Source organism: Algoriphagus sp. (assembly GCF_030694375.1).
Classification (GTDB): domain Bacteria; phylum Bacteroidota; class Bacteroidia; order Cytophagales; family Cyclobacteriaceae; genus Algoriphagus.
In genome coordinates this window covers 13117-39850 of record NZ_JAUXYL010000034.1, presented here as the reverse complement: position 1 = coordinate 39850, position 26734 = coordinate 13117, and the positions used below count along the sequence as shown (strand labels likewise).

16 protein-coding genes are annotated in these 26734 nt (G+C 43.5%); 5 read left to right on the top strand and 11 right to left on the bottom strand.

Features of this window, described 5'->3' with window-relative positions:
- Positions 1-1545 (top strand): T9SS type A sorting domain-containing protein (locus tag Q8M62_RS11400; RefSeq protein ID WP_305668145.1); only part of this gene is annotated, 1545 nt, incomplete at its 5' end.
- A gap of 764 nt (positions 1546-2309) precedes the next feature.
- Here Q8M62_RS11400 and Q8M62_RS11395 read toward each other — a convergent pair.
- Entirely contained in the window at positions 2310-6593 is a 4284-nt protein-coding gene (locus Q8M62_RS11395) for a hypothetical protein (protein WP_305668144.1), read from the bottom strand.
- A gap of 1131 nt (positions 6594-7724) precedes the next feature.
- On the bottom strand, positions 7725-8759 hold the full coding sequence (locus tag Q8M62_RS11390) for an RluA family pseudouridine synthase (protein ID WP_304902120.1): 1035 nt from the start codon (positions 8757-8759) through the stop codon (positions 7725-7727).
- A gap of 47 nt (positions 8760-8806) precedes the next feature.
- Between Q8M62_RS11390 and Q8M62_RS11385 the strand changes: the two genes are divergently transcribed.
- Positions 8807-9724 (top strand): 1-aminocyclopropane-1-carboxylate deaminase/D-cysteine desulfhydrase, encoded by a 918-nt coding sequence (locus Q8M62_RS11385; protein WP_304902121.1) that lies wholly within the window; start codon positions 8807-8809, stop codon positions 9722-9724.
- Here Q8M62_RS11385 and Q8M62_RS11380 read toward each other — a convergent pair.
- The 3 genes from Q8M62_RS11380 to Q8M62_RS11370 are packed head-to-tail and all read right to left on the bottom strand — an operon-like array spanning position 9714 to position 13663.
- On the bottom strand, positions 9714-10349 hold the full coding sequence (locus Q8M62_RS11380) for a helix-turn-helix domain-containing protein (protein ID WP_304902122.1): 636 nt from the start codon (positions 10347-10349) through the stop codon (positions 9714-9716). The two genes, Q8M62_RS11385 and Q8M62_RS11380, sit on opposite strands and share 11 nt — an antisense overlap.
- A gap of 23 nt (positions 10350-10372) precedes the next feature.
- Positions 10373-12415: an excinuclease ABC subunit UvrB gene (uvrB, locus tag Q8M62_RS11375; RefSeq protein ID WP_304902123.1), complete on the bottom strand. Its 2043-nt coding sequence runs from the start codon at positions 12413-12415 to the stop codon at positions 10373-10375.
- A 57-nt stretch (positions 12416-12472) separates the two neighbouring features.
- Positions 12473-13663 carry a DUF4105 domain-containing protein gene (locus Q8M62_RS11370; protein ID WP_304902124.1) on the bottom strand — a complete coding sequence of 397 codons (1191 nt, stop codon included), beginning with the start codon at positions 13661-13663 and terminating at the stop codon, positions 12473-12475.
- Positions 13664-13703: 40 nt separating this feature from the next.
- Here Q8M62_RS11370 and Q8M62_RS11365 point away from each other — a divergent pair, with 40 nt between their 5' ends.
- From Q8M62_RS11365 to Q8M62_RS11355, 3 genes are all read left to right on the top strand, one after another.
- Positions 13704-16007, top strand: coding sequence for a T9SS type A sorting domain-containing protein (locus tag Q8M62_RS11365; RefSeq protein ID WP_304902125.1), 2304 nt, complete (start codon positions 13704-13706; stop codon positions 16005-16007).
- Between the two features lie 77 nt (positions 16008-16084).
- Positions 16085-17398, top strand: coding sequence for a gluconate:H+ symporter (locus tag Q8M62_RS11360; RefSeq protein ID WP_304902126.1), 1314 nt, complete (start codon positions 16085-16087; stop codon positions 17396-17398).
- Positions 17399-17576: 178 nt separating this feature from the next.
- Positions 17577-18050, top strand: coding sequence for a RidA family protein (locus tag Q8M62_RS11355; protein WP_304902127.1), 474 nt, complete (start codon positions 17577-17579; stop codon positions 18048-18050).
- On the opposite strand, the gene Q8M62_RS11350 is transcribed toward Q8M62_RS11355, so the two are convergent.
- The 6 genes from Q8M62_RS11350 to Q8M62_RS11325 all read right to left on the bottom strand — a co-directional run bounded on the left by Q8M62_RS11350 (position 18047) and on the right by Q8M62_RS11325 (position 26491).
- Positions 18047-19438: a transglycosylase SLT domain-containing protein gene (locus Q8M62_RS11350; RefSeq protein ID WP_304902128.1), complete on the bottom strand. Its 1392-nt coding sequence runs from the start codon at positions 19436-19438 to the stop codon at positions 18047-18049. The two genes, Q8M62_RS11355 and Q8M62_RS11350, sit on opposite strands and share 4 nt — an antisense overlap.
- A gap of 133 nt (positions 19439-19571) precedes the next feature.
- On the bottom strand, positions 19572-20912 hold the full coding sequence (locus tag Q8M62_RS11345) for a TolC family protein (protein WP_304902129.1): 1341 nt from the start codon (positions 20910-20912) through the stop codon (positions 19572-19574).
- Positions 20912-23974, bottom strand: a complete 3063-nt coding sequence (locus Q8M62_RS11340) for an efflux RND transporter permease subunit (RefSeq protein WP_304902130.1) — start codon at positions 23972-23974, stop codon at positions 20912-20914. The genes Q8M62_RS11345 and Q8M62_RS11340 overlap by 1 nt, the downstream gene beginning before the upstream one ends.
- 2 nt (positions 23975-23976) lie before the next feature.
- Positions 23977-25062: an efflux RND transporter periplasmic adaptor subunit gene (locus tag Q8M62_RS11335; protein WP_304902131.1), complete on the bottom strand. Its 1086-nt coding sequence runs from the start codon at positions 25060-25062 to the stop codon at positions 23977-23979.
- Between the two features lie 18 nt (positions 25063-25080).
- Positions 25081-25863: an alpha/beta fold hydrolase gene (locus Q8M62_RS11330; RefSeq protein ID WP_304902132.1), complete on the bottom strand. Its 783-nt coding sequence runs from the start codon at positions 25861-25863 to the stop codon at positions 25081-25083.
- Between the two features lie 427 nt (positions 25864-26290).
- Entirely contained in the window at positions 26291-26491 is a 201-nt protein-coding gene (locus Q8M62_RS11325) for a hypothetical protein (RefSeq protein WP_304902133.1), read from the bottom strand.
- Between the last annotated feature and the right edge of the window lie 243 nt (positions 26492-26734).

Below are 26734 nucleotides of genomic sequence, written 5' to 3'. Positions count from 1 at the left end.
GGAGGAGGTGCAGGACCTAATGGTACAGTTAATATTTCCTATTCCTGTCCTGATGCCAATAAATTTGACTGTATCGAAATCATTGACGATGGTGCTATTTCAGGCACAACTGTCATCCGATTTATTTGTGATGATATTTGGGATATTCCGGAAGGCCTCGTTGAATTCTCTGTCCATGCCGTTGGTGGTGGCGGTGGTGGTGGAAGGGGCTTCACGGGTGGTGGCGGTGGTGGCGGTGGTTTTGCCTCAACTACCGTTACCAGTACTTCAGCATTTGGGATTGCTGCAGGAAATTCTTTAAATATAAAAGTTGGCGGGGGGGGACTTGGATCCACAAATGTTAACATAAAAGGGGGAAATGGGGGAAGTTCCTCAGTGACTTCAACCATCCCTGATCCAGGAGGAAATATTATTGTAAATCTCAACGCCCTAGGAGGCGGAGGTGGAGGCTCATTTAACAATCTAAATGGAAATAACGGAGCATCAGGAGGTGGTGGAGCATATGGTACTACACCGACCAACACACCTGGATTTGGAGGTTCTGGTACTCCTGGCCAAGGAAGAAATGGAGGAAATGGAGGGAAAGGAAATGGAGACGGCCATGCCCGAGCCGGTGGAGGTGGTGGGGGCGCCAGCCAAGTAGGAGAAGATGGAAGTGGTAGCGGCGTTGGTCTGTCACAACCTGGTGATGGGGGAAATGGGAGTACTTTTGTACTGGCAGGTTCTACCTATGGCTATGGAGCCGGAGGAGGAGGAATAGGTTATAATTTCAATGGAAATACAAATAGTCCAGGACTGGGAGGTTCAGCAAATGGAGTTAGAATCGGAGGAACTGCCTCTGACAATGGGGTAGGCAACAACGGTACTATCTATACCGGTTCGGGTGGAGGAGCGGGAACGACAGGAGGCGGCAATGGAGGACAAGGAGTGGTTTATGTAACCTTCTTCAACTTTAGAATCCTCGGTGTAGAATACCTTTATTTCAATGCAAAACATGATCCACAGTCAAGATCCGGGCAACTCTCTTGGGCGACATCCCGGGAATGGGAAAACTCCCATTTCGAAATTGAGCGGGCAGTAAATGATGTGAGAACTTGGACTAAAGTGGGTGAAGTTCAAGGGGCTGGCTACTCTGACACTACTGTAGACTATGAATTTACAGACACTGAGCTTCCAGCTACCGGTGGAAATATCTTCTACAGACTGAAGCAAGTGGATATGAAGGGGGACTTCAGTTACAGTTTGACTCGTTCCATTCAAGTTAATCCTATCAAAGGAAACACAGCATGGATAGGTTATCCAAATCCAAGTGATTTGAAAGCACCGGTGACGGTGGCAATGATCGATAATACGGGCTACACCGATGGAACAATTCAAGTAAGGATCTCCGACATTCGAGGAATCTTCTCTTCCTATTCTGTCTCATCCCCGGATGCAGTATCCAACGTGGTTAACTCCCATCTGGAAAATGCCAGACCGGGAATGTATATCATACAACTGATTTGGGGCAGTCAATCGGAACAGCTTAAACTGATCAAGAAGTAAAACTTTTATAATTAAAAAAACTTGAAGGGCTGTGGTACATACCATGGCCTTTTATATTTTGAACCTTCCCTGTCTTTGGTTCAAGTCTTCAGACTTGGACCATTAATGATGCAGTCTCCTGACTGCTAGTGAGATCATTTCTTTTCAGGCAGTCTGAAGACTGCAGTATCGTAGGCACACAAGTCGAAAGACTTGCGCTAACCGTTACTAAGGCTTTTTGGTTTTGCCAAAAAGGTCAAAAGGCACAAAGAAAATCTGCGAAATTCAGCGAGTTTTTCAGCGCTGATCAGCGGGAAAACAATTTTTTCAAAAAAAGTCCTTCCTCAGAGAACTAAGTTCCTAAATTCTTTTTTCTCTGTGGCCTCCGAGGTGAAATTTCTTTGCGTCCCTTTGCGATCTTAGCGGCTAAAAACAAAAAAACGAGGTAAACGCTTTCCGAAATTAAATATAGAGCGAAGCGAATACCTCTGCGGTCTTGAAAAGGGTATTTTAGCAAAAAAAACTCAAACCACATAGCCACATAGAAATCATAGCATAAAACCGTTAAGAAATGGAAACTATATGGACCTATGTTTCTATGTTGTAAAAACCTCCATAGCCTCCGCGGTAATTACAAAAAGCTTCAGCTTTTCTCTTTGTGAACTTGAAAAAGACTGTTTGAGCCAAAAAGTTTAAAAGTCAAGTTCAAAGCTTAACCCCTAAACCTCCTTTTCTCCGAGTCCTCAGTGGTAAAAAACATGGAGTTCACCGCGGTGAAAAAATCTCTATTCCTCCTCCCTACCCTTCGGGACTTTAGCCCTGCCCAATCCAAAGGTACCCTTCAATCCGCTGAAGGTTGCTTTCCACCAAGCGTTAAAAACGAACTTCCGCTTGTCGCGCTGCTCATAAATCCTCCGGGAAACCACCTTCGAAGAGAGTCCTCTCGGATTTCTGCTTTTTGCGATAAAGTTCGCCGCAAAGGTATAAACTCTCAATCTGCCTTTTCCCTGATCCAAAGTGAGGGAGTCCAAAAACTGAATCTTGAGGTCATCATAGGCGAATTCCATATCACCGATGGCTTCCTCTTCTGTTAGGGTAAATTTCCAATTTCCGCCAGACACAGTTCCATCCACCGCTTTTACAAAGAGTGTTTTTGAAAGGAAATCATTCACTTCGCTAAAGGCAAATTTGTCCACACTCGCGGTGACATCCATGGGGTACTTCCCTGTAAAATACAGCGCTGCATTGAGGTTAAGTTTAGCCGCATTCATCAGATAGGCCTCCATATTCAATTGCAGGCGATCAGCCGGATACTCCTGTTCCGGTTTTCGCAGATAAAAAGGTGCCATCATCGCGTTGATACGACCGAATTCCAGCATGCCGGGGACCATTCCCTTTTGGGCAAATTCAAAATACCTCACCAGACCATCCTTTAGGATAAGGGAATCCAAGTCCGCGTTAATACCGGCATGCTCCAACAAAAACTGGGGCATGGGCTTCAGCGCAGCACTGTCGATCGGGTATCTTTTGTCTCTAAACAAGTCCACCTGAGGTCTTTCAATGATCAGTTCATTTGCCTTGAATATATTGGCTTCCAAATAACTTTGAAGATCTACCCGATTGAGTCTAAGCGCATCAATTCGCGCCGTAACTGCATCTGTTTGATAGGGAAGTTTTCGTAATAAGGCATAGTTCCCATCAACAGGGCGATAGTAAATCTTTTCGAGCAACAGACTTTGATCGCTGTAGTCAACACTTCCAATGTCTATTTTATAAAGACTGTCAGGGGTAAAAATGGAGTAATTTTTAAAGCCAAAGCGGGAATTTACTTCTGCCAGTTTTTTTAGATCGAGGGACTGATTTTGATCCAACAGATTAATATTCAATCCCTCCACATCCACTGCTATACCCTGAAAATCCAATCGTGGAATAGGGCCTTTCCCTTTCTTATGAATCGTAAGCTCACCGTTTTCAAGATGAAGGTCGCCTAACAAAATGGATTGGACCAATGCCGTCGAGGATTTAAGTTTCCCTGATGAACTGGCTTTTTTGTCCATTTTGACAGAATCCAGATACAAATGAACTTTGGGATTTACCATTCGAATATCCCTCAGGTCAAAGATCCCTGTCTCTTGTATCTCAGCAATCTGATTGTTTCTTAAAATCAAACGGTCAATTTTGGCATCTAAAACCGGATTTCCAGGCTTTCCGAATTGGTCTTTCGGAGTCATGTAGAAATCCGAAAAAGTAATCTCATCTCCAAGTGTCCCTATGGCCACTTGCGAAAAACCTAAGGTATGCACACTGTCAGGCAGCGCAAACCTAAATGCGTTGAGCTTCAAATTGACTTCCTTGTACATTTCCTCCACATTTTTTTTGGTGGTAATGGTTGAGTCCAATCGAAACTCACGAATCATCAATTCAAACCCTGTTTCTATGGAGTTCAGCACTGATTCGTTCACTTGATAGTTGATTGATACGGTCGCGTTTTTAGCCTGAATGGTATCGATTACTATCTCATCCAAGGTTCTTTTTTTGAGATTTTTTGCTTGGATAGTGGATGATTTTGAGGCAACCTTCTGATCAATTCCTATTTCAATGGTCCCTTGATCTATTTCGAGTTTGTCCAAATCAAGTTTGTTTTCGAAAAAGAACTCTTCTATATCAACCCCTTTAAAACTCACCTTTGGAAATTGCAGTCCCAATTGAATTCTTCCGGCGACTTGTTCATTGGGCACCAACTCTAAATCTTTGATTTCAATCGACTGCGTTTTTGAATTGTATTGCAGCTTGTCCGTGGAGACTTCGTACTTTCCTCCGGCAAGGCTGAAGGAATAATTGTTGAAGACAAGGTCAATTTCATCTGAAAACAATGTTTTATTCTCTTTGATCAAGGCATCCTGGTCGAGAATGAAGTTTTTCAGGTTAAGTGAAAAATTATCCTCTTCAAAAACAGAGCGCTTATTTTCCACCAAACTTTGATACTTAATCTGAGCATTATCTAAGCTGAGGGAGTCAATTTGAATGACCTTAAAATATCCCAAAAGCAGATTTTTGACCTCATCGGGTGACTCGGGTGTTTCGATGGATCTGGCTTTTTCTCTGTAGTTGGAAATCGTAAAAACAGGTCCCGGAAGAAAAATCTGTTTTACGAAGAGTTTTTCATCATAAAAAGCCGACTTGATATCAATGCCTTCGGCCCGGAAAACCGGCACAAAAAAATCAATTGCGGCGGTTTGCCCATAGGTATCCAAGGAAGCCTGAATCTGTTCCTGATTTTCGGGGCGAATGGTCAGGTTAACTACTTCAAGAAGTTGCCTTTTAGAGTCCACTACCAGTTTATCCGCTAAAATGGAGTGCAGGTTATCCCTCAATTTCAAGCGATACTGATCAAGGGAAAGGTAGATTTCACCGATTGACAATTTATCGGAAAGTGGCAATTCTGGCGCATCAAACAGAGTCAAATCCTCCAGACGAATACTGAATTTTTCGAATCCGATGTCATTGCTTCTTTCCCCGCGATCATCTTTAAATTGGATCAATCCTTCCTGCACCTCGAACCTTCTAATTTCAACCCGACTGACCAAACTTGAAATAATCTCTGCAACAGGCACCTGATCCTTCTCCAGTGAATTGGAATACATAAGATCCGTGAACTCTACCTGAGGACGATAAACGAGAATTTCATCAGCAACCAATATCCCCTCATTATATAGTTTTCTGAGGTTAATGCCTTCTATTGAAAACTCCGTCAACTCAACCTGAATAAGATTTTCCGGATTTAGGGAAGTGAAGGTTCTTATCCTGGGTTTTATGGTCAAGTTGCGAACGAGAAGCTCATCCTTAAATGAAGAAAAACTCACTTCTTCACCCTGTAAAATATGAATTTGATCACCCAGATACACCCGGCTGCCTTTGATGTTCATTGCCGCATCTTTCCCGTAGAAAAATTGATTCTTGCGTCGGATTGAATCCTCACCAAGGTAGAATTGAATCATTTTGAAATCCAATTCATCAAGCTCTATGCGGTTTTTCAGGGTATCATCTACCTCCGACCTGATAAACTTCCCCTTGTTGACCGATAACTCCTTGATCAGAACCGATTCAAGGCTGCCTCTGATGAAATCATTCAGATCTCCTGAGGCGGCACTGTCGGACTTTGCCCTTGGATTACTCTCTACTTTAAAGTCCGGATAATCCAGAATTAATTCGTCAATATTCAATACCGAAGTCATGAACGCCTTGTTGAGGTCCACGTTACCGACGCGCAACTGATCAAGTGCTACTTGGTAATAGGCTTTACTCTCCTTGCTTTTGTCAGGAGTCAGAATGATATTTTGGATATCGATCAAATTATCCAGGGAAGAAACCTTCACACGCTCCGCACGAATGATATGTACCCCGTCGGGCAAGGGAAAAGTAACTTGGTCAAGATCAAACTCAAATCCTTTGGCATTGAAAGGAGTTTTCCATTCCTTTTGAGTGGAAAAGTCAATGCCCCGGACGATCAAGGAGGTGTTTTCAGCCTGAAGTGCGTCTTGGCTTAGGAAGTTGAAAAAGAAAATGTTTGCATGATCAATTTCAACTTCTTCAATCATCAGGCCTGTGAGATTGGCTCTTTTTACGGTTTTTTTGATTTCTTCTTCCAGTGCCTTAATCGGAGACACTTTTTTCACATTCCCCTTTAAGAGACCCGTATTTTTCTGCTCTTGTGAATCGGTATTTGGAGGTAAATCAAGAATGATATTCGGGTTGTCAATGTAGATTTTACCAATTGTGAATCTTTTTTCACGGAAATTATACCAGAGGCCAGTAAAGGCAATCTGATCCAGCCTCATATCAAAAAGTGTCTGATCTTCTCTTCTGATTTCAGGGTTGATAGGTCTCATGACTATCCCATCCATGAAAAACCCCCTTCTCAGGAGCGAAAAACTAAATCGATTGAAATCAATCTCATAAATATTCCCCGTGGCTTCGTTGATTTTCCGTTGGGCAAATTTTGAGAGAAAAAGATTGGATCCGAAATAGACAACAAATTCCAAAAAAAGCAGGGAAAGCACTCCTACCATCCCCCAGCGAATTATTTTTTTTCGAATAGGATGGGTAAAATATTTCTCCCTTTTCCCAGGTTCCATAAAAGTCAAGTAATCTTAAGCGCTGAAAAGATAGTATAAAAAAAGCCCAAAAACACCAAAAGCAATGCTATGCATTGCTTTTTGGTATTGCTGTAGGAGAAGGATTCGAACCTCCACGAGGCAGTTAGGCAGTAGTCCGGTAGAATTACGCTTTATCCAGTCCCGATCCCGATAGTTACCGGGACAGGATCCTCACCCCCGAGACAGGAGGGCATGTCTGCCAGTTTCAACATCCTACAAGATGTGGCACTTTTAATCTGTTTAGAACTTGTTTCTACACTTTAGCAGAAAATCCTCTAACCGACTGATAATCAAAAAGCTCTTTCGAGCTTTTTGCAATAGGTTGAATAGGTTTGAGAAAATTATGACCCAAAATTAGAAATATGATTGGTTTATTAAAATTTTGGCAAGTTTTATTTTATTTTTTTACATTATTTTTAATTTTTATTCATTTTTTACTACAAAAAGGAAATGAAACGTGAAGAATTTCCATTTTTATAATCAATTTGTCAATTGCTCGAAGTCTTGACTATTAGCTAAGATTTAATCTGATTTTAATGGATTTATCAAAATTTTATTTGCCGATTTAAAAATTGGGCAATAAAAAAACCATGAAATAAAATTCCATGGTTTTAGTCAATTAACAATAAACCCAAAATAACCTGCTGTAGGAGAAGGATTCGAACCTCCACGGAGTAGTTAGGCAAATTTACGAGCTCGCTAAATGCTTTATTCTATAATCTCCACCCCCGAGACAGGAGGGCTTGTCTGCCAATTTCAACATCCTACAATGTGTATCAGAGATCTTTTATCTCTGTTGATGAATCAAAGATAGGGCATCGAGAGGCAGTATTGCAAATATTTCAAAGAAATATGTGAATTTTTACAGTTTATTTAATGAAATCGATTGAATTATGACGATTTGTTAAATAAATTAGAGCCAAAGCCCCTAATTTTAACGATTCATTAACAATCCCGCCTATTTTTATAGATAAATCATCATTTAAGGTGTTTTATTGTGTTTTTTTTATCAAAAAATCTATTTCATTGCCATATACGTAATCCCTATTCGTATTTGACATAGTCTTCCCATTTTTTGAGCACCCCATTAAAATCATCAGGAAGTGGAGCTTCGTAATAAATTCGCTCTTTGGTCACAGGATGTACAAATCCCAAACTCATGGCATGCAGCGCCTGACGCGGCATCAGACTGAAACAATTATCTATAAATGATTTATACTTCGCAAACTGGGTTCCTTTTCGGATTTTATCTCCCCCATACATGGCGTCATTGAAGAGCGGATGTCCGATAAACTTCATATGTGCACGGATCTGATGGGTTCGGCCCGTTTCGAGATTACACTGAACGAGAGTCACATAGCGCAATCGTTGCAGGACTTTCCAATGTGTCACGGCATGTTTACCCTGACTTCCATCAGGAAATACGTCCATCACCTTACGATCTTTGGCACTTCTACCCACATGACCTGTGATTGTGCCCGAGTCCTCGGGAAGTTCTCCCCACACCAACGCGACGTAAGTTCTGTCAATGGTATGGTGAAAAAACTGGGAGGCCAATGGAGTCATGGCATCCTCCGACTTGGCAATCACCAAAAGTCCGGAAGTATCTTTATCAATCCGATGCACTAATCCCGGCCTTCCTTCATTCCCTTTCATCTCCGGCAAATGCTGAAAATGATAGACCAAGGCATTCGCCAAAGTACCATTCCAGTTACCATGAGCAGGATGGACCACCATTCCCGGGGGCTTGTTGACTAGCAGAAGATACTTGTCTTCGTAGATGATATCCAACGGAATATCTTCAGGAATAACCTCGGTATCACGGCGGGGCTTATCCATGAACACCTGAATATCATCCAAAGGTTTGATTTTGTAGTTGGCTTTGACGGTTTTTCCGTTTACTAAGACCGTTTCATTGTCAATGGCCTGCTGAACTTTGTTACGTGTGACATGGGCGATTTTTTCCGAAAGGAATTTATCAATCCGCACCAGGGACTGTCCTTTGTCTACTAAGATGCGATGTCGTTCGAATAATTCTAACTCGTCCTCTTCAAACTCTTCTTCGGGCTGTTGGCTCATGGCGCAAAAATAAGAGGATGTAGCTTAACTTTGGCAAAAGACTTCGAATGCTTATTCCCGAACCTGTATCTATCCAAGCTCTTTTCAGCTCTGAAGTTGCCGAAAAAAGCGTTGAAGTAGCCGTATTGAGACTGGATGAGATTCATCCGCTGGTTTCGGGAAACAAATTTTTTAAGCTGAAATATAATTTGCAAGCAGCTCAAAAGCAGGGAAAAAGGACCCTTTTAACCTTTGGTGGGGCTTTTTCCAATCATATCTATGCAACTGCTTTTGCGGCAAACCTAGCTGAGCTTCAAAGCATCGGGATCATCCGGGGCGAAGAGACAAACCGAGCCAACCCAACATTAGCGCAGGCTCAAAAAATGGGGATGCAATTGCATTTTGTGGATAGAGAAACTTACCGCAAGAAGAATTCTTCCGATTTTTTGGAAAACTTAAGCGCTCAATTTGGAGACTTTTACCTGATTCCCGAGGGGGGAACCAATGCAATGGCCATCTTGGGGACAAAAGAAATTCTAGCTTCGTCGAGTCCTGAATTCACACATATCTGTGTTTCCATTGGTACCGGGGGTACTTTCGCAGGTTTGGCAGCCAACTTACAGCGTCATCAAAGGCTGATTGGCTTTTCATCACTCAAAGGTGAATTCATCCACGATGAAATTGGAGCACTCCTCTCAAGGCATCAAATCTATCCTGAGGGATCACTGGAAATAAGAAATGAGTATCATTTTGGAGGATATGGAAAGCATAAGCCTGCTGAAATAGAATTTATAAAATGGTTTTATGCGAAATTTAAAATCCCTCTTGATCCAGTATACACCGGAAAAATGGTTTATGGCGTATGGGATTTGATTGCGAAGGACCATTTTCCCCCGGGATCAAAAATTCTGTTGATCCATACCGGAGGACTTCAGGGGAATGCCGGTTTTAAGGCAAAAACGGGTATCGATTTACCTACTCTTTGAGTGTGAAATAATCTTCAGACTCCTGGGGGTGAATTTTGAGCACATTGGCAGAAACCAATCGAACCAAGGTTTTGGAAGCCAAAAACCGGGGAATTTTGGCCAAATGCGCAAACTCTTTCAGCGTGATATGCTCCTTTTCACCCAATGCCTTCATCAGAATTTCTTCTTTCCAGCCGTAGGTGAAAATCGTGTCTTTCGGGATTCGCCCTCTTTTCAGCACTTCCCAGACTTCTTTGCTTGCCTGAACACTTCGATCCTGTACTCGGATGTAGGCTTGCTTTCGGTCTTTTTCCTGTAAAAAATGTGGACGATCCGGACTAAGCGGAATTCTGAAAACGGCTACTCCTTTTTTCTCCGATAACTTAATGGTGAAAATGGAATATTCCAGTTTGGGCGAAATCAATTCCCGGATGGCTTTTTCCATCACAAAAACCTCCTCTTCGATAAACCGCTGCCCGCTGACAGTCCCATCATCATCCACACCTATCAGCAAATCTCCGCCTTCAGTGTTGGCCAAGGCAATCACCTCTCTGACAATTTTCTCAGGGAAAGCTGCTTTCTTTTTGAATTCAATCTTAAGCCCTTCGCCTTTTGCAGCCAAAGCCTTCACTTCCTGAAGGGTCATCGATTCTGATATTAAGGTGAAAACTAGTTGCCAAGTCCACGATTGAGCTCTGCCAATCGGTTTTTTTGTGATTGCCAATCGTCTCTCAGGCGAGCAGCCTCCATGAAATTGAGCTCCTTCGCCGCCTTCTCCATTTGTTTTTGAGTTTGCTGAATCAACTTTTCAAGCTTGTCTTTGCTGAGGTACTGAACCACAGGATCCGCCGCAATCGGTGAATCGCCCGGCATAGGTTCTGCGTAGATTTTGGCGTTTTTCTTGGAATCTGCCACTTTGGTTTGCCCCATGATCTTATCCCTCGACTTGATAACGGTGGTCGGGGTGATGCCATGTTCGGCATTGTATTCGATTTGAATTACGCGTCTTCGACGCGTTTCATCCATGGCGGATTGCATGGAATCGGTGATTTTGTCTGCGTACATGATGACCCGACCCTCGGAATTTCGCGCTGCACGCCCGATAGTCTGCACCAGCGAACGTTCATTTCTCAGGAAGCCCTCCTTGTCCGCGTCCAATATCGCCACCAACGAAACCTCCGGAAGATCAAGCCCTTCTCTCAGTAAGTTAACTCCCACAAGCACGTCAAAAACTCCCAATCTAAGCTCCCGCAAAATCTCCACACGATCCAGTGTTTTAACTTCTGAGTGAATGTAGCGGGACTTCACTCCTGCCCGTTCGAGAAATTTCTGAAGTTCCTCTGCCATCCGTTTGGTCAGGGTAGTCACCAAAACACGGGCATCAGATTTTATAGTCTGATCTATCTCTTCCAATAAATCATCGATCTGATTTAAGCTGGGACGAACTTCAATGGTCGGATCCAACAGGCCTGTCGGACGGATAATCTGTTCTACTACGACACCTTCAGTCTGTGCCAATTCGTAGTCGGCAGGGGTCGCAGATACGTAGATCACCTGACCAGCCATCTGCTCAAACTCCTCAAACTTCAGGGGACGATTGTCCAATGCAGATGGTAATCGAAAACCATAATCGACCAAATTCACTTTTCTGGATCGATCTCCACCCCACATCGCCCTAATCTGAGGTACAGTCACGTGACTCTCATCAATCACCAAGAGGTAATCATCCGGAAAATAGTCCAGCAAACAGAAAGGTCTTGTCCCCGGCTGCCTTCGGTCAAAATATCTGGAATAATTTTCCACTCCCGAGCAATAGCCCAATTCCCGGATCATTTCCAAATCAAATTCCGTTCGTTCCTGAAGACGTTTTGCCTCCATGAATTTTCCTTCTTTTTCGAAAAACTTAACCTGAGCGACCATGTCGTCCTGGATCTCGCTGATGGCCACATTGATTGTGTCACGTCCCGTCACGAATAGATTAGCAGGGAAAATTGAGATAATTTTTTCGTCAGAAATTTTCTTTCCTGTATCCGGTTCTACCCGCTGGATTGCTTCGATCTCGTCCCCCCAAAAGAAAATCCGGTAGGCAAAATCCCCGTAAGCCACATGAATATCCACGGTATCTCCTTTCACCCTGAATGTGCCGTGCGTTAAGTCCTGCTGCGTCCTACTGTAAAGGATGTCGACTAGTTTGAAAAGCAATTGGTTCCTTGGAATCCGATCTCCTTCCTGAAGGCGGACTACATTTTTTCCAAATTCTTCAGGATTTCCAATGCCATAAATGCAGGAAACCGATGCGACGACAATCACATCCCGCCTACCGGTCAAAAGGGAGGAGGTTGCACTCAATCGAAGTTTTTCTATTTCCTGATTAATGCTCAAGTCCTTCTCAATGTAAGTCCCCGAACTTGGAATAAAGGCTTCCGGCTGATAGTAATCGTAGTAGGATATAAAATATTCGACGGCATTTTCCGGGAAAAACTGCTTGAATTCACCGTAAAGTTGAGCCGCCAAGGTTTTATTATGACTCAAAACCAGCGTCGGCTTTTGCGTGTCCTGAATGAGATTGGCAATGGTAAAGGTTTTTCCAGAACCTGTCACCCCAAGCAGAACTTGGGCAGCATCACCTGCATTGACACCTTCAGTCAGTTGTTTGATGGCTTTAGGCTGATCGCCTGTGGGCTGATAGTCCGAGGTAAGTTTGAAATCCATAGCTGTTACTTCCTCCCAACAACGAATGTGAGTGAAAAGGTTTTCAAAAGGCCAAAATCAGGTTGATTTTAAAGTCTTGCTTCCCAGATTATAATACAAGTAATTAGTCCTTAGGATAATCACCAAAAGAATCGGGATCAAGCTCGGGTGAAAAGACTGCCAGCCCAAAATCCAGAAAACCACTGCAGCATCGGCCATAATCAAGGCAAAAAGCAGATACTTCCTCACCCAAGGCTGAAGTGCTTTTTTCATCAATCCCCAGACCAAGACCAGGTGACCGGGGAAAACCCATAGGATATTCCAATTCCACTTGGTGGCCGAATGGTCGGTGAATAGCCAGAGAAACGTGACTACCAAGCCCAAGATCCCCAGAATGGAAAATAGTCCCAGGTCAAGTCCTAGAAAAAGACGCTTCTTCCTATGGCCATAAAAGGTGATCGCGGTAAAAAGAATCGCAATCACCCAGAAAATGAAATAGGGATTTAAGAAGTCCATCTTAAACTCCTCATCGGGATATTCCAGAATCACCCGGGATTCTTTGACCAGCGGTCGTGTGGGACCATCTCCTTCAATTGAGGCATTGGCAAAGGCCGCTTCCATGTAATCGGGCAAAAACTGCTTCTCCCGCTCGGTCGCATTTCGATCAATGACTGATCCCAAAGCAAGATCGATCCCCAAATCTGCCCAAGGGAGCGGGTACACATATTCGTCTATCAGATTCCGAAAGGTTTTCTCCTCCGATTTAGGAGGGTCGTTCCAAACCAACTGATTTCCCAGAGAAATCTCAAAAGCATCCCGGATTTTAGTTGCACAATTATTGAAAAAGAAATCATATCGGTAATACCTCCTAGCCGGATCATATTGGGCCCAAAGGTGCTGAATCAAGAAATCCATTTGTTCAGAATTCAAGGCTAAGATCTGTTCCCTAACGTCCCGCCTGTAATAATCATACTCTCGGATAAAATCTGCGTAGGTACTCACGCTGAGCATGTAATCCAGCTTTCCTGTGGCAAATTTTCCATAAAAATTAGGCGTTCTAAAATCGAAGGTCCCAAAGTTAAAAACCAGGTCTTGACCCTCAGATCCGATCTCACGCATCCGGATCGCACTGTGCCCAAAGCTGCTGTAGAGTTCTTTACCGGGGTCACAGGTCAGCAGGCTTATTTCATATATTTGGGCTTTTGCCTGGGTTAAACCCATGATAATCAGCAAAAAAACGAAGACGGTTGTTTTACTTATTGAAATCATTTTATTAACTTAAAATACTTTTTTCAAAATCTGCTTTTTTATGGATGCTATTTGCTTTACAGCCTCCCTGAGTGCATTTTTTACCTGCCGAATATACAGGTTATTCCTGTCAGTTGCAGGGGTATGTCTGATTCTGCAATTCTCCTTTTCCCAAGGAATCAATGCTTATAAGACGATCGCCTCTGGCGATTTTCACAATATTTTCATTTGGGTAGTTTGGGATGGAATAAGCTGGAATCCGGCTGTAGTCAAACCCGGTCAAGCCAATGATATCTACATCAATCAAACTCATACGCTTAGGCTTCTTGGAAATGAGGAGACTAAAAACTTGTTTATCAATGCTGAACCCGGGGCGGGTCAAAAATTAAACCTGAATGGATATAATTTAAATGTATTTGGTAGCCTGCAGGCCTTTTCCGGTCCTGCTCCGGGCTCTCCGTCCAATGCTTGGAATAGTCAAAACTGGATAGGAAATTCAATTAACAGTACCCTTACCTTCAAAGGGAACAGTCGGACACTAATTGAAAAAAACAGCTGGAGTGCTCAGACTACGCAAAGTAGATTTTCGGTGATTTTCGAAGCAAATGCCGGGGAACAATTTGTTTTGGAGGCCCCATTCAAAACTCTTTCTTTTACCGTACGTTCAGGCCAAGTGTTACAAAAGCTGGATGTTTCAGTCATTCCAAATGTCTGCTTTACACTTTCTTTCAATACTGAGACAACGGTCTTTGGGGCCGGCCCATTTGGGGAATTGATCATTGAACCGGGCGCAACTTTTATCTCAGAATGCAATGCAACTATACTTAACCGATCCACAAGCGGAACGGTAAGCGCTTTGAATTTCGACCTTCAAAATGGCGGAACGCTGATTCTGGAAGGGTCAACGCCAAGGATAGAATCTGCCAACTTCCAGATGAATGGCAAAGTCATCCATCGAGGAGGAACTAGTGCCAAAATATTCCTTTCAAGTACTTATGCAGACGCTTCCAGTCCAAATGCTGTCCGCGATCTGGAATTACAGGGGAATCAAAACCTGACTTTGCCTTTGAATCTGACATTACTTGGAAATCTGGAAAAATCCGGAACGGGAAATTTTATCACAACTGGCACGAGCCTCACTTTAGTTGGGTCAACAAATCAATATATCCTTGGTTTTCCGCTTGAGGTGAGGGATTTGATTTTGAATAAAGCAGGGGGGATTTTTTATCCAAATGCAAGCCTTTCCATTCAACGGAATCTCACGCTCCTTCAAGGAATAATGGATCTGTCGGGGAGCAATCTTTTGTTCAATACCGGACTAGCAGGTACTCTCAGCTATTCAGGTGGGTCTTGGAGAAATATAGGTCAGCTGACTTATTTTGGCATTCCTACGAATCTGACTGGTTCCAATGCTACTTTCCCCTTCGAAGACACCAAAAATGGAGGAATCCGAAAAGTCCAACTTCTGGGAACTTCAGCAGGAGGAAACCTCTCCATCAATTTTACAGAATACAAAGGAGCAGAATACAATTCGGAATTTGATGATGTGGATGGCACTCCAATATTGTATCGCCTTTTCAGCTATTTCCATTTTTCAAATCTTAGTCCAAGTTCCAATACGTTGGAGTTACGGATATCTGCCAATGACCTGATTGTGGACAATGTGGATGATCTACGCATAGTAGGAACAGGATATGCCGCCCCGGGCAATCATTTGGCAGGTTTGGATCCTGGTGAACTCTGGGCGAGACGAGAATTGACTTTTGCTGACTTATTGGGAGTGAACTTCACGGTGGGAAGTTTTCGGACTTTATCAATTTTGCCTCTTACCTGGCTGGAATTAAATTCCGAATCGACCAAAGAAGGGAATCTAATCAAATGGAAAGTCGCCCGGGAAAAGGAAAACTTACTTTTTGAAGTGTACAGGAGTGAGGTATCCAACTTAAAATGGAAAAAAATTGGAGAAGAGAGGTCAAAGGGGGATTCTGATTTGATTCAAGAATATTCGTATTTGGACAGAACTGCTGAAAAATTTCAATCTTATTTTTATAAAATCAGACAAATAGATAATGATGGCAGAGACTCCTGGAGTCATGTAATCAGAAAAAATAAGGCAATTAACCTCCAGTCCAATTCGATTCAAATCTTCCCAAATCCACATGCTTTTGGAGAAATTTCCATCAATCTTAAAGCGGGATCAGAGTATGAAGTTTCAGTGTTAGATTTCTCAGGAAGATTAATAAAACGATTTATTTATTCAAAAATTGACTTTTCGACTACACTAAAAGACCTCAGGCCTGGGGCATATATACTAGGAATTAGTGATGGGAACTATTTTCACCAGATTAGATTTTTGAAGAACTAATGATTTGATTTCAAAGTTCAGGTTTTATTTTAAAAAAATCATTTCCCTATCTTACTTCCCTAATTCCCACCCAACCTATGACCTTTGTTTTAGTACTTCTCAGCATCGCGATCCTGGTACTCCTGATCGTGTGGGCCAAGCTCAATCCCTTTCTCGCTTTTCTTATCGCTTCCATAGCCGGAGGCCTGATGCTCGGCCTGCCTGCCGACCAAGTCGCCAAGTCCGTCCAAAAAGGTATGGGTGCCATGCTCGGGGACTTGGTCATCGTCATCGTAACCGGAGCGATGCTTGGTAAGCTCGTCGCTGAGAGCGGTGCAGCACAACGAATAGCCGGTTTTCTGATGAAAATTTTTGGTGAAAAGTACATCACCTGGGCGATGGCATTCACGGGTCTGATTGTCGGTATTCCCTTGTTTTATAATGTGGGTTTCGTGCTGTTGGTCCCTTTGGCTTTTACAGTTTCTTATCAATACAAGCTTCCTGCCGTGTATGTGGGAATTCCTTTGTTGGCTGCTCTTTCAGTGACGCATGGATTTTTACCTCCACATCCTTCTCCTGCTGCTTTGGTAGCACAATTTGGTGCAAATATGGGACTGACACTTTTCTATGGGTTTCTGATTGCCATACCCACCATTATCATTGCAGGCCCTCTGTTTGCCCCTTTTCTTAAAAATATCAAGTCCCAACCTCTAAAGACTTTTCAGGCGGAACCCAAGGCTGAACATGAACTTCCCGGAATAGGCAACAGCATTTTTACTGCGTTGCTTCCGGTAATCCTATTGATTGGAACCACGGCCCTGAGCCTAAATATCGCGAAAGAAGATCCTTTGAGCCCCATCGTCAATTTTATCGCCGATCCGGGCATAGTCATGCTGGTTTCTTTGCTTTATGCAACTTATTCACTGGGACTTAGCCGCAAAGTCAACATGGTGAAGTTGATGGACATCTATACCATAGCTACAAAGGATGTCTCTATGATCCTGTTGATTGTAGCAGGTGCAGGCGCGCTGAAGCAGATTTTCACCGACACGGGGGTAAGTCTTACCATTGCCGAGAGTCTGAAAACCTGGGAAATGCATCCTTTGATTCTGGCATGGCTCATCACCGCAGTCATCCGCGTTTGTGTAGGTTCGGCGACAGTGGCTGGCCTGACTACTGCAGGAATCATTGCTCCATTGGTTACCACCATGAACGTTGATCCAAATTTGCTGGTGCTTTCCATCGGTGCGGGAAGCTTAATGTTTTCGCACTTCAATGATGGAGGATTCTGGATGTATAAGGAGTTTTTCAACGTGAGTATCAAGGACACCATCAAATCCTGGTCGCTGATGGAAACGATTGTCGCGGTGGTGGGGCTCTTTGGTGTCCTGATTTTAGATCTTTTTGTCTAATTTAAATTGCTTACCCGCGCAGCTATCGATGACTCCTAATCCTTAAATTACTGTGGATAATCGTGGACAGGCCCTAGTCCACAATACACCGCTCATACTATGGCACATCAATCCTAATTGAATTTTTCCTCTGATTAATTGGCAGATATTGATCAATTTTAAATCAAATTTTCACACTATGGAAACACCTGAAATAAAGTTCGCGAAACTGGGACTCACCCTACCTCCGGCACCCAAGCCACTAGGCGTCTACAAGCCTTGCCTGATCGATGGAAATTACCTTTACTTATCCGGTCACGGAACTGTAAAGCCCGATGGAAGCCTGATCATCGGAAGGGTCGGATCTGATTTGGATATCGACCAGGGAAAATTAGCCGCAAGACAAGTTGGACTTGCAATGCTGGCTACCATCAAAGCCAATATCGGTTCACTGAACAAAGTAAAACGGGTCATCAAAGTCCTCGGAATGGTCAATTGTACCCCGAACTTTGAGCGCCATCCCTTTGTGATTAACGGATGCAGTGAGCTTTTTGCAAGTGTATGGGGAGAGGAAAACGGAATTGGTGTTCGGTCAGCTGTAGGTATGGGTTCACTGCCTGATAATATCCCCGTTGAGATCGAGGCCTTATTTGAGCTTCACGAAGGCCATTAAGGTTTCACCAAAGCCTTGTAAGACTCAAAAAGATTTAAGATATCCCGCACGTAATTCACAGCTATGTGCCCTTTTGCGAATCCACTTTTGACCATGGGATCCCGATAAAATTCGGGATCACTTTTAAGCTTTAGAAAGAAGGATACATCTTCCCAGCTTTGGGTACTTTTCCCATATTTCAGGGTAAGCCTCCATGCATCTTCGACATGGCCTTGACCGATGTTGTAGGAAGCAAGAATAAATCGAATCCGTTCATTGGCATCCGGAACTCTCCCCCTCCAAAATTTATCCAAATATTGAAGGTACTTCACGCCCCCCTGAAGCGACTGTTGGGGATCGTCAGGTTCAGTGACTCCAAATCGTTCTAGAGTTACCGGCATCAGTTGAAGCAAACCTTCTGCCCCCGCATAGGAGACAGCGGAAGTATCGAATCCGGATTCTTTATAAACCAATGCAGCCAAAAGCCTCCAATCCCAACCTAATTCCCTAGAGCTTTCTTGGATCAGTTCATCAAAAACCGAGATACGATTTCCTCCCAATGAGGAAAAAGAACTGTTGGTTCGGTAAAAATTATTTCGCGCATTAAGAAAGTATTTTGCGTAAACATCAGGGATGAATCGCTTCTTTTTTTCCGATAACCAAGTATTGATTTCCCCCAAAAGGACGGGGGCATTTTTGCGAACAGCCCAAGCCACGGTACCATTTTCGGAAACCTTCAAATTCACGTCCAATCCTTGATAATAGGTCTGATTGGCCTTCGCAATGTTTCGATCTGCTATGGTCCATTTGATCTTTTTGTCGGCGATTTGATCGATAAGGTTCTCTTCGTGATCCACTGATTCCAAGACAGTAAAACTTAGATTAAGTGAATCCTTTATCGAGTTAAGCCGACTGGTATAGATGGTGCCTTTTCTTACAAAGATCGTATCAGATCCTATTTCTTTCCAGGTTACCGGCTTTTCTATGGGCTTTCGGCCTACGACCACGGTGCTCATGGTTCCAAGATAATTCGTGAACGAAGCACGGTCACTGCGCTCTTTAGTATTTTCAAGATTCATGGCAATGACATCCACCTTTCCTGATTCCAGATAGTCGAAAGCTTCGTCAATGTCTTCCAAAACGACTAATTCCAATTGAACTCCAAGGCTTTTTCCCAAGTCTCTCAAGAGTTCAAATTCATAGCCCATTCTTCTTCCCCGATAGATATAATAAGAAGTGGAGTTGTTATCAACTGCTGCTCGAAGTGTGCCACGTTCCTGAATTGCGGCCAAATCAAATATATAAGGCTCCTTCAACACCTTTTCGATGCGATTCTCCAAAAAAGTACACTGCACCCCGGAGAAGAGCATCACTAATGTAGTAAGAGTAGAAATTATTACTTTTTTCATTCCAAAGGGTGAGACCCCGGATGGTTCATTCCGCTACTTGGCAAAGCCTATGCCAAAACAAAAATGAAGCGATCGTTAAAAAAAGCAAATAAAAAACGGAAGTTAATTTCTTCCGTTTTTTAGCAAATAGCTGTTAGGGCTTGAGTGTCAGTTCTTCCATGCTGCTTTGGAAGAAAATCCTGCCTGAAAGTCTCATTAACTCGATTTCTTGCTCTTTAATGTTAAAAATGGAGCTAATCAATCTGTTTTCTGCAGTAAGTAAATTCACCTGAGCATCTCTAAATTCCAGGTAGGAAGAAATCCCCAATCTAAATCGTTCCAAGGCTATCTCTGAGTTTTCTTTAGCTACCTGGTAGTTAGCCAACTCAATTTTTTGCAGTTGAAGGTTTTTGGTGTAGATATTAAAGGCTCGTTGGATGTCTGATTTGAGCTGGATTTCATATTGATCCAAGGTATAATCCTGAATTCTTTCCTGAACCTTGGCATTTTGAATTCTTCGATTCAAGGTTAGTCCACTGAACAGGTTAATTGTAATATTTCCTCCGTAGTTAAAACCTTCCCGCTGATTTTGCAGGAGGAAGCCTGCATCGGAGTTGAAGGTATTGTTCACGTAGTTTCCATTCAAATTCAAAACCGGGAGACGGGAAGCCTGCAATTCCCTAGTTTGGAGAAAGGCCACATTTTTTAGCCGCTGGTTGATCAGGAGCTGCTTATTTTCCAAAATTGCATTTTCTTCCAAGTCTTCAAACCTCAGGACATCTGCAATTAAAATAGTGTCCTTCACCATGTATTCCTCATTTGGATTGACCGCCATTAGCTCATTCAGGTTTACTCGGGAATTTTGAATGATTTGCTCTTGGGTAATGAGCAGACTGGAATCTGAGTTGTAATCAACCTGGGCAGTAAGGAAGTCCCGCTTGCCTGCACCACCAAGTTCATACTGAGCTTGGGCTATGTTTAGTCTTGCCTTACTCAAGGCTAGCGTTTCTTTCAACAATTGGTAGCGTTGCAACTCCACAATTAGCCGGTAATATGCTGTAGAAATTCCAGCTACGGTATTTTCCACTGTCACCTTGGCGTCGAGTTCACTGATTTCGGTCAACTCGCCCAATCTTCTCATCGTTACCACGGATTCCGGTCTGAATCCATATATCCCCACTATGCTGAAGTTTTTGTTCCGGGATTTGGCATCGTCGATTTGACGTGGTGTGGGATCATTTATGAAGGTTTGCTCTACATCTTCCTTACTGTATGACCGCAGATAGGTTGCATCTACCCTTGGCATAAATAATTCGCCCGCTCCAATTTGCTTTTCCCTTTCTCTCAAATTGACATTCTCTACGGCTATCTTGATCTGGAAATTATTTTCCAATCCAATCTGAATGGCCTTCTCAAGATCTAAGGACTCTTGGATTTGTGCGTGAACACTAGAAAAACTTATGCTCAAAAAGAGCAGAATCGCTAATTTCTTCATTAAATTCTTGCTAATCTTCCTTTTTTGGAGGTGAGGAAAGTGTAAATGGCCGGGATGATAAAAAGGGTAAGTATCGTGGCGAAAGTCAATCCACCAATGACAGCGGCTCCCATTGGCACCCTGCTTTCTGCCCCCGCTCCCAATGCCAATGCAATCGGTAAAATACCCAGAATCGTAGATAAGCTGGTCATCAAGATCGGTCTAAATCGGGCTACAGCGGCGCCATATATGGCTTCATGCACGTCCATTCCCTGTGCCTTTCGCTGATTGGCAAATTCCACAATCAAGATCCCGTTTTTCGTCACCAATCCGATCAGCATAATAATACCAATCTGACTGAAAATATTCAGGGTAAAATCAAATGCCCACAGTGTGGCCAAGGCCCCGAAGATGGCAAGCGGTACGGTAAACATGATTGTCAATGGATCGAGGAAGCTTTCGAACTGAGCCGAAAGAACCAGGTAAATCAGGATTAGTGCGAACACAAAGGCAAACAACAAACTGTTGGAGCTCTCCCTGAATTCTTTGGAAGGTCCGGATACATCCGTGGAGAAAGAATCATCCAAAACTTCAGCAGCTATGCGATCCATTTCATCCAATCCCGCTCCGATGGTAAATCCTTCGGTCAGGTTAGCCGAAACTGTAGCACTCACAAAACGGTTGAAGCGGTAAAGCTGAGGCGGCGTACTTTTTTCTGTCACTTTGACAAGGTTGTCCAGTTGCACCAACTGATTATTTTCTCCTCTCACATAGAGCATTCGAAGATTTACAGGTTCATTTCTGTCTTGCAGCCTCATTTCGCCCAAAACCTGGTATTGCTTACCGTCGCGGATGAAATAGGCAAAGCGTTGACCTGAGTAAGACAGTTGGAGCGTTCTTGCAATTTCCTGTACCGATACACCCAGGTTCCTTGCCCGTTCCCGATCTATCTCGATTTCCAGCTCGGGTTTGGTAAACTTCAGGTTGATATCTGAGAAAATAAAATAAGGACTTTGACCCACCTTTTCCATAAATGGAGGAATAGCCTCTTTCAGCTTTTCAATGGTGGGAGCCTGAATTACATACTGTACAGGAAGTCCGCCCCTTCTGTCGCCGATGGACACCGGTTGCTGGGCAAAGCCTCGCACTGCTGTTTCATTTCTCAGTTTGGCATTGATGCTGTTAAATATTTCTTGCTGTGTTCGGGTTCTATCTTTAGCATCTGTCAGGAAAAGTCTGATAAAAGCCGAATTAGTATTTGCGGTACCAAATCCCGGAGAAGTCACACTAATGACGGCTAGACGCTCATTGTCCGGTATTTCCTTCATAAACTGATCAGTCAATTTATCCACCACACTTCCCATGTAACCAAATGTGGCTCCCTCTGGACCTGACATATTTATTCTGAGTTCAGATCTGTCCTCGGTAGGAACCAGCTCAGTCGGTATTTGGGTGACCAGCCAATAAATTCCCCCCATCATAAATAGAATTACCGGAAAAGCCATCCACCTGATTTTCATAAATTTACTCAGCGCAAAGTCGTACAGGTCATTCAACCAGACAAAAAACGGCTCAGTAAAATTGTAGAAGGCATTTTGTTTTTCCCGACGCTTGAGCAGTTTTGCACTAAGCATTGGGGTCATGGTCAAGGCCACAAATGAAGAAATGATGACAGCCCCTGCCACCACTATACCGAATTCACGGAAAAGTCGGCCTGTGGTACCCGTAAGAAAAATCACCGGTAAGAATACTGCAGAAAGGGCAACAGTGGTAGCGATAACTGCAAAGAAAATTTCCTCGGATCCTTTTTCTGCAGCCTTGAGTGGGTTTTCTCCTTTTTCTATTCGGGTGTAGATGTTTTCCAAGACCACAATTGCGTCATCGACCACCAATCCAATCGATAGTACGATACCAAGCAGGGTCAATACGTTGATGGAAAAACCCATCACGTACATGATAAAAAATACGCCAACCAGCGAGATGGGGATGGTAAGTACTGGAATGAACGTGGTTCGCCAATCTCTCAAGAAAAGGAAGATGATGGCCACAACCAATATAAATGCTGTAATGATCGTCTCCTGTACTTCAGCGATCGAACTACGAATATACTTCGTAGAATCAAAGCCAATTTCAACACCCACATCAGCTGGCAGATCTTTCTTAATGAATTCAAGTCTCCGATAAAATTCATCTGCGATTTCAATATTGTTAGAGCCGGGTAGTGGAACCAACACTACTGCTACCATGGGAACTCCATCCCGCTTCAACACCGTCTTTTCGTTCAGGGCTGAGAGTTCAGCGTTTCCGATATCCTGGAAACGAACGATATTGCTTTGGTCTTCTTTGATGATCAAATTATTAAACTCCTGTGGAGAGCTCAACCTACTCTTGGTCCTGACCGATAGCTCTATATTTTGACCTTCTATCCTTCCGGAAGGAAGTTCTACGTTTTCACTTTGAACTTTTTGTAATACATCCAAAGGCGTAATGCCATAGGATGCCATTTTGAGTGGATCCATCCGAAGACGGATTGCGTATTCTTTTTCTCCCCAAATCTGAATCCGGCTAACGCCTGGAATTGTCTGAAGCCTTTCTTTAAACACATTGGAAGCGATATCCGAAAGCTCCAATAGACTTCGGTTTTCACTCTTTACATTCACTCCTACTATGGGCTGGGAATCTGCATCTGCTTTGGACACTACCGGAGGTTCGGCATCCGGAGGAAGATTTCGTTGTGCTCCTGCCACCTTGTCTCTTACGTCGTTGGCTGCAGCCTCTAAGTCACCACCGACTTCAAATTCTACCGTAATGTTACTTCGGCCATCGGCACTGACTGAGGTCAGAGATTTGATGCCTTGGATTCCGTTGATTTGCTCTTCAAGCGGCTCTGTGATTTGAGCCTCAATTACATCCGCGTTGGCGCCGACATAAGAAGTGCTGACATTGATCACAGGGGGATCCACACTGGGATACTCGCGGATACCTAAAAGTGAGATCCCTATCCCACCAAAGAGGAGGATAACCAAGGACATCACGATGGCCAATACCGGCCGGTTGATACTGATTTGGGATAAGCTAGCCATGCTTAGTTGATTTGAGTAGGTTGTAATGGCATTCCCTGCCTTACTTGCATTACACCAGTGGTGAGTACCAGATCGCCCTCGTTGAGTCCGGATATGACTTGCACTTGAGTATCTGTCCGCGTTCCTATTGCTATTATTCGTTGTTCTGCTTTACCATCAGCCCCCACGACAAATACCTTGTACCCTGCTAATTCAGGGATGACAGCCTCTGCCGGAACAAGCAAGGCGTCTTCCATGACTTCAAGAATAAATCTGATTTTCACGAACATTCCGGGAAGGAATCTCCGGTCTTTGTTTGGGCTTTGTGCACGTAGCTTCAGTGTTCTGGTTGCCAAATCCACTTGCGGCTCAAAAGCGTAAACTCGACCCTCTACCTCTTGAGTAGATCCTTCATTGGAAAAATAAACCGGTGAACCGACAGTGACCTGATTGGCATAACGCTCCGGAATAGAAAACTCGATTTTAATCGGATCAATATTTACCACACTTACGATTACATCATTTGTGCTGATGACAGAGCCCTCCGAAACCAGTCTCAATCCCAAATACCCATTAAATGGCGCCCTCACCACAGTCTTGGACAACTGAGCCTCTACCAACTTGATGTCTGACAATGCGGTGTTGAATTGATTCAGGGCTATGTCATATTCTTCCTGGCTGATCGCCTCTCGGGCTAACAGCTGCTTTTGACGGTTCTCCTGGGTTTCAAATAATTTTTGGGTGTATTGTAAGCGCTGAAACTGGGCCTGGAGTTCGTCATCATTCAAATACAGAAGAGGAGTACCTTTCGCTACATATTGGCCTTCCCGGAATGCGATTCTGGTTACCAAACCTGAAATCTCAGAGCGGAGGTTGACCGATTCATTGGGAAGTATGGTGCCTGATACCTGCAGCTGATTGCGAAGCGTTTCTTTCTTGAGTTTAACCACACTCACGGGAAGGTTTTGATTTGAACCACCGGAACCTCCCGGCGAAGCGACAGGGGTTTGAGAATTTCCGCCCTGATTACTCAGTCTCGGATAAAAAAAGGCAATTGCAAGGATTACAAGAATTCCGATGATCAGTGCGATTTTGGTTTGTTTTTTCATTTAAGGCAATAGGTCTGATTACTGTTGGTTTTTGATGAACGCCATTGAAAGTTGATTGAATCGGTCGGGCTGCTCCACATTGACTACATGCCCGCACTTTTCAAGAATGGTTAGAATGGAATTTTTATGTTCTTTGACAAGATTTTTGACCGGCTCCAAAAACATCACATCCTGGTCACCCATTACATAGAGCGTTGGAATCCCCAAGTCCTTTTCCTTAAAGTATTTTAACAGGGGATTGATGTCGCGAGTCAGTTTAAACCAACGGATAAATTCCTTTTGACAAAGCTTTTGAGCCTCTCCCACAAAGAGATTGCGTGACTCTTCATGTTGTCTTCGAGGCATGATGATGAAGGCAAACAAGCGATACAGCCACATGTAAGGGATCACTCGCTTGAATGTATTTCCAAGAAACACAAGTACCCGGCTTTGTACATTGAGGCGGGTGATTGCTCCTGCCAAAATGAGTGACCTGACCCGATGAGGTTGTAATTCGGCAAGTTGACGGGCAAGGATAGTTCCTAAAGAGACCCCCATCAAATGAGCCGGAGGGGTTTTGAGATGATCCAGGACTTCGATAATGTCCTCTGTGACCGCTTCAAACGTGTAATGCTTATTCCAAATGTCCTGAGGAAGATCGGCGGACTTGCCATGCCCTCTCAGATCGATCAGCAAAAGGTTAAAGTCTTTTTTGAAATCTTTCAGCTGCTTATACCAAACGGCAGAGGAACCTCCTGCACCATGGATGAAGACCACCCATTCGCTACTCTGCGGATGTAAAAATTCCTTGTAATACAACATAACAGCTTAGACTGATAAAAAGGACAAAAGTTTACCTATGAACAAAAATACGGCATATTTCAGCCACTGTTAAATAAAAGACACTGAAGGCAAATCTTTACTGCTAATGGAAAAAATTAGGGATACTAGAAAAATATCCTTTTGGAATTAGGAATACTGAATTGCCGGATAAATTTTAAAAGTGATCGGGATAAAGGATCGGGTAGGAGAAACGGGATTAATTCCCGTTTCGACATCCCACACCACCGTACGTACCATTCGGTATACGGCGGTTCCTTGCTTTTAAACCCCGAAAGGCGTGTTTGGCGTTTCTTTCAGTCATCCTCTATCCGAATCACTCTTATCCATCCTTTGGATTCAGTCATATTCTTTTGATAAGGAGCCTCGTTCCCGAGCATCTAATTCTTTTCCTTTCAGTAAAATTCATTTACTGCCATACTGCAAGGTTCGGGCCTTCCCATACCAACTCGTGATCCGGTACTTTGCCCTCGGCTGACTCCTCATGACTAGCTTTACTCCATTCAATATACATCTCCACACGACCATGAGGCCTCCCGTGGTAAGACAATCCACCTTCACTCCATGTCCCAGCCTCATTTACACTCCGATGTCCGTGTAATCTTTGCACTTTGACTTGTTTCGCAGTCTCATCCCATCGTTTATGCCTGATGAGGATCGTGTTCCTCAGGGCAGAGTTCTTCCGCCAGGTTCCTCCAGATTCCACCTCACAGTGGACACCCTTGCTATTGGATAGTGGTTGACGATTACAAACCCCCACAGTGGACTTTCACCACCTAGTTGATTGCCATGCACAGCACACCAAAAAAGGCTAGTCCATTTTGACTAGCCTTTTAGCAATTAAATTAAATTT

Coding starts and splice junctions, on each gene's coding strand:
- Q8M62_RS11395 (WP_305668144.1), bottom strand. CDS start 6,593: ATGGTAGGAGTGCTTTCCCTGCTTTTTTTGGAATTTGTTGTCTATTTC.
- Q8M62_RS11345 (WP_304902129.1), bottom strand. CDS start 20,912: ATGAAGAAATTAGCGATTCTGCTCTTTTTGAGCATAAGTTTTTCTAGT.
- Q8M62_RS11370 (WP_304902124.1), bottom strand. CDS start 13,663: ATGATTTCAATAAGTAAAACAACCGTCTTCGTTTTTTTGCTGATTATC.
- Q8M62_RS11360 (WP_304902126.1), top strand. CDS start 16,085: ATGACCTTTGTTTTAGTACTTCTCAGCATCGCGATCCTGGTACTCCTG.
- Q8M62_RS11330 (WP_304902132.1), bottom strand. CDS start 25,863: ATGTTGTATTACAAGGAATTTTTACATCCGCAGAGTAGCGAATGGGTG.
- Q8M62_RS11355 (WP_304902127.1), top strand. CDS start 17,577: ATGGAAACACCTGAAATAAAGTTCGCGAAACTGGGACTCACCCTACCT.
- Q8M62_RS11335 (WP_304902131.1), bottom strand. CDS start 25,062: ATGAAAAAACAAACCAAAATCGCACTGATCATCGGAATTCTTGTAATC.
- uvrB (WP_304902123.1), bottom strand. CDS start 12,415: ATGGATTTCAAACTTACCTCGGACTATCAGCCCACAGGCGATCAGCCT.
- Q8M62_RS11385 (WP_304902121.1), top strand. CDS start 8,807: ATGCTTATTCCCGAACCTGTATCTATCCAAGCTCTTTTCAGCTCTGAA.
- Q8M62_RS11380 (WP_304902122.1), bottom strand. CDS start 10,349: ATGACCCTTCAGGAAGTGAAGGCTTTGGCTGCAAAAGGCGAAGGGCTT.
- Q8M62_RS11390 (WP_304902120.1), bottom strand. CDS start 8,759: ATGAGCCAACAGCCCGAAGAAGAGTTTGAAGAGGACGAGTTAGAATTA.
- Q8M62_RS11365 (WP_304902125.1), top strand. CDS start 13,704: ATGGATGCTATTTGCTTTACAGCCTCCCTGAGTGCATTTTTTACCTGC.
- Q8M62_RS11350 (WP_304902128.1), bottom strand. CDS start 19,438: ATGAAAAAAGTAATAATTTCTACTCTTACTACATTAGTGATGCTCTTC.
- Q8M62_RS11340 (WP_304902130.1), bottom strand. CDS start 23,974: ATGGCTAGCTTATCCCAAATCAGTATCAACCGGCCGGTATTGGCCATC.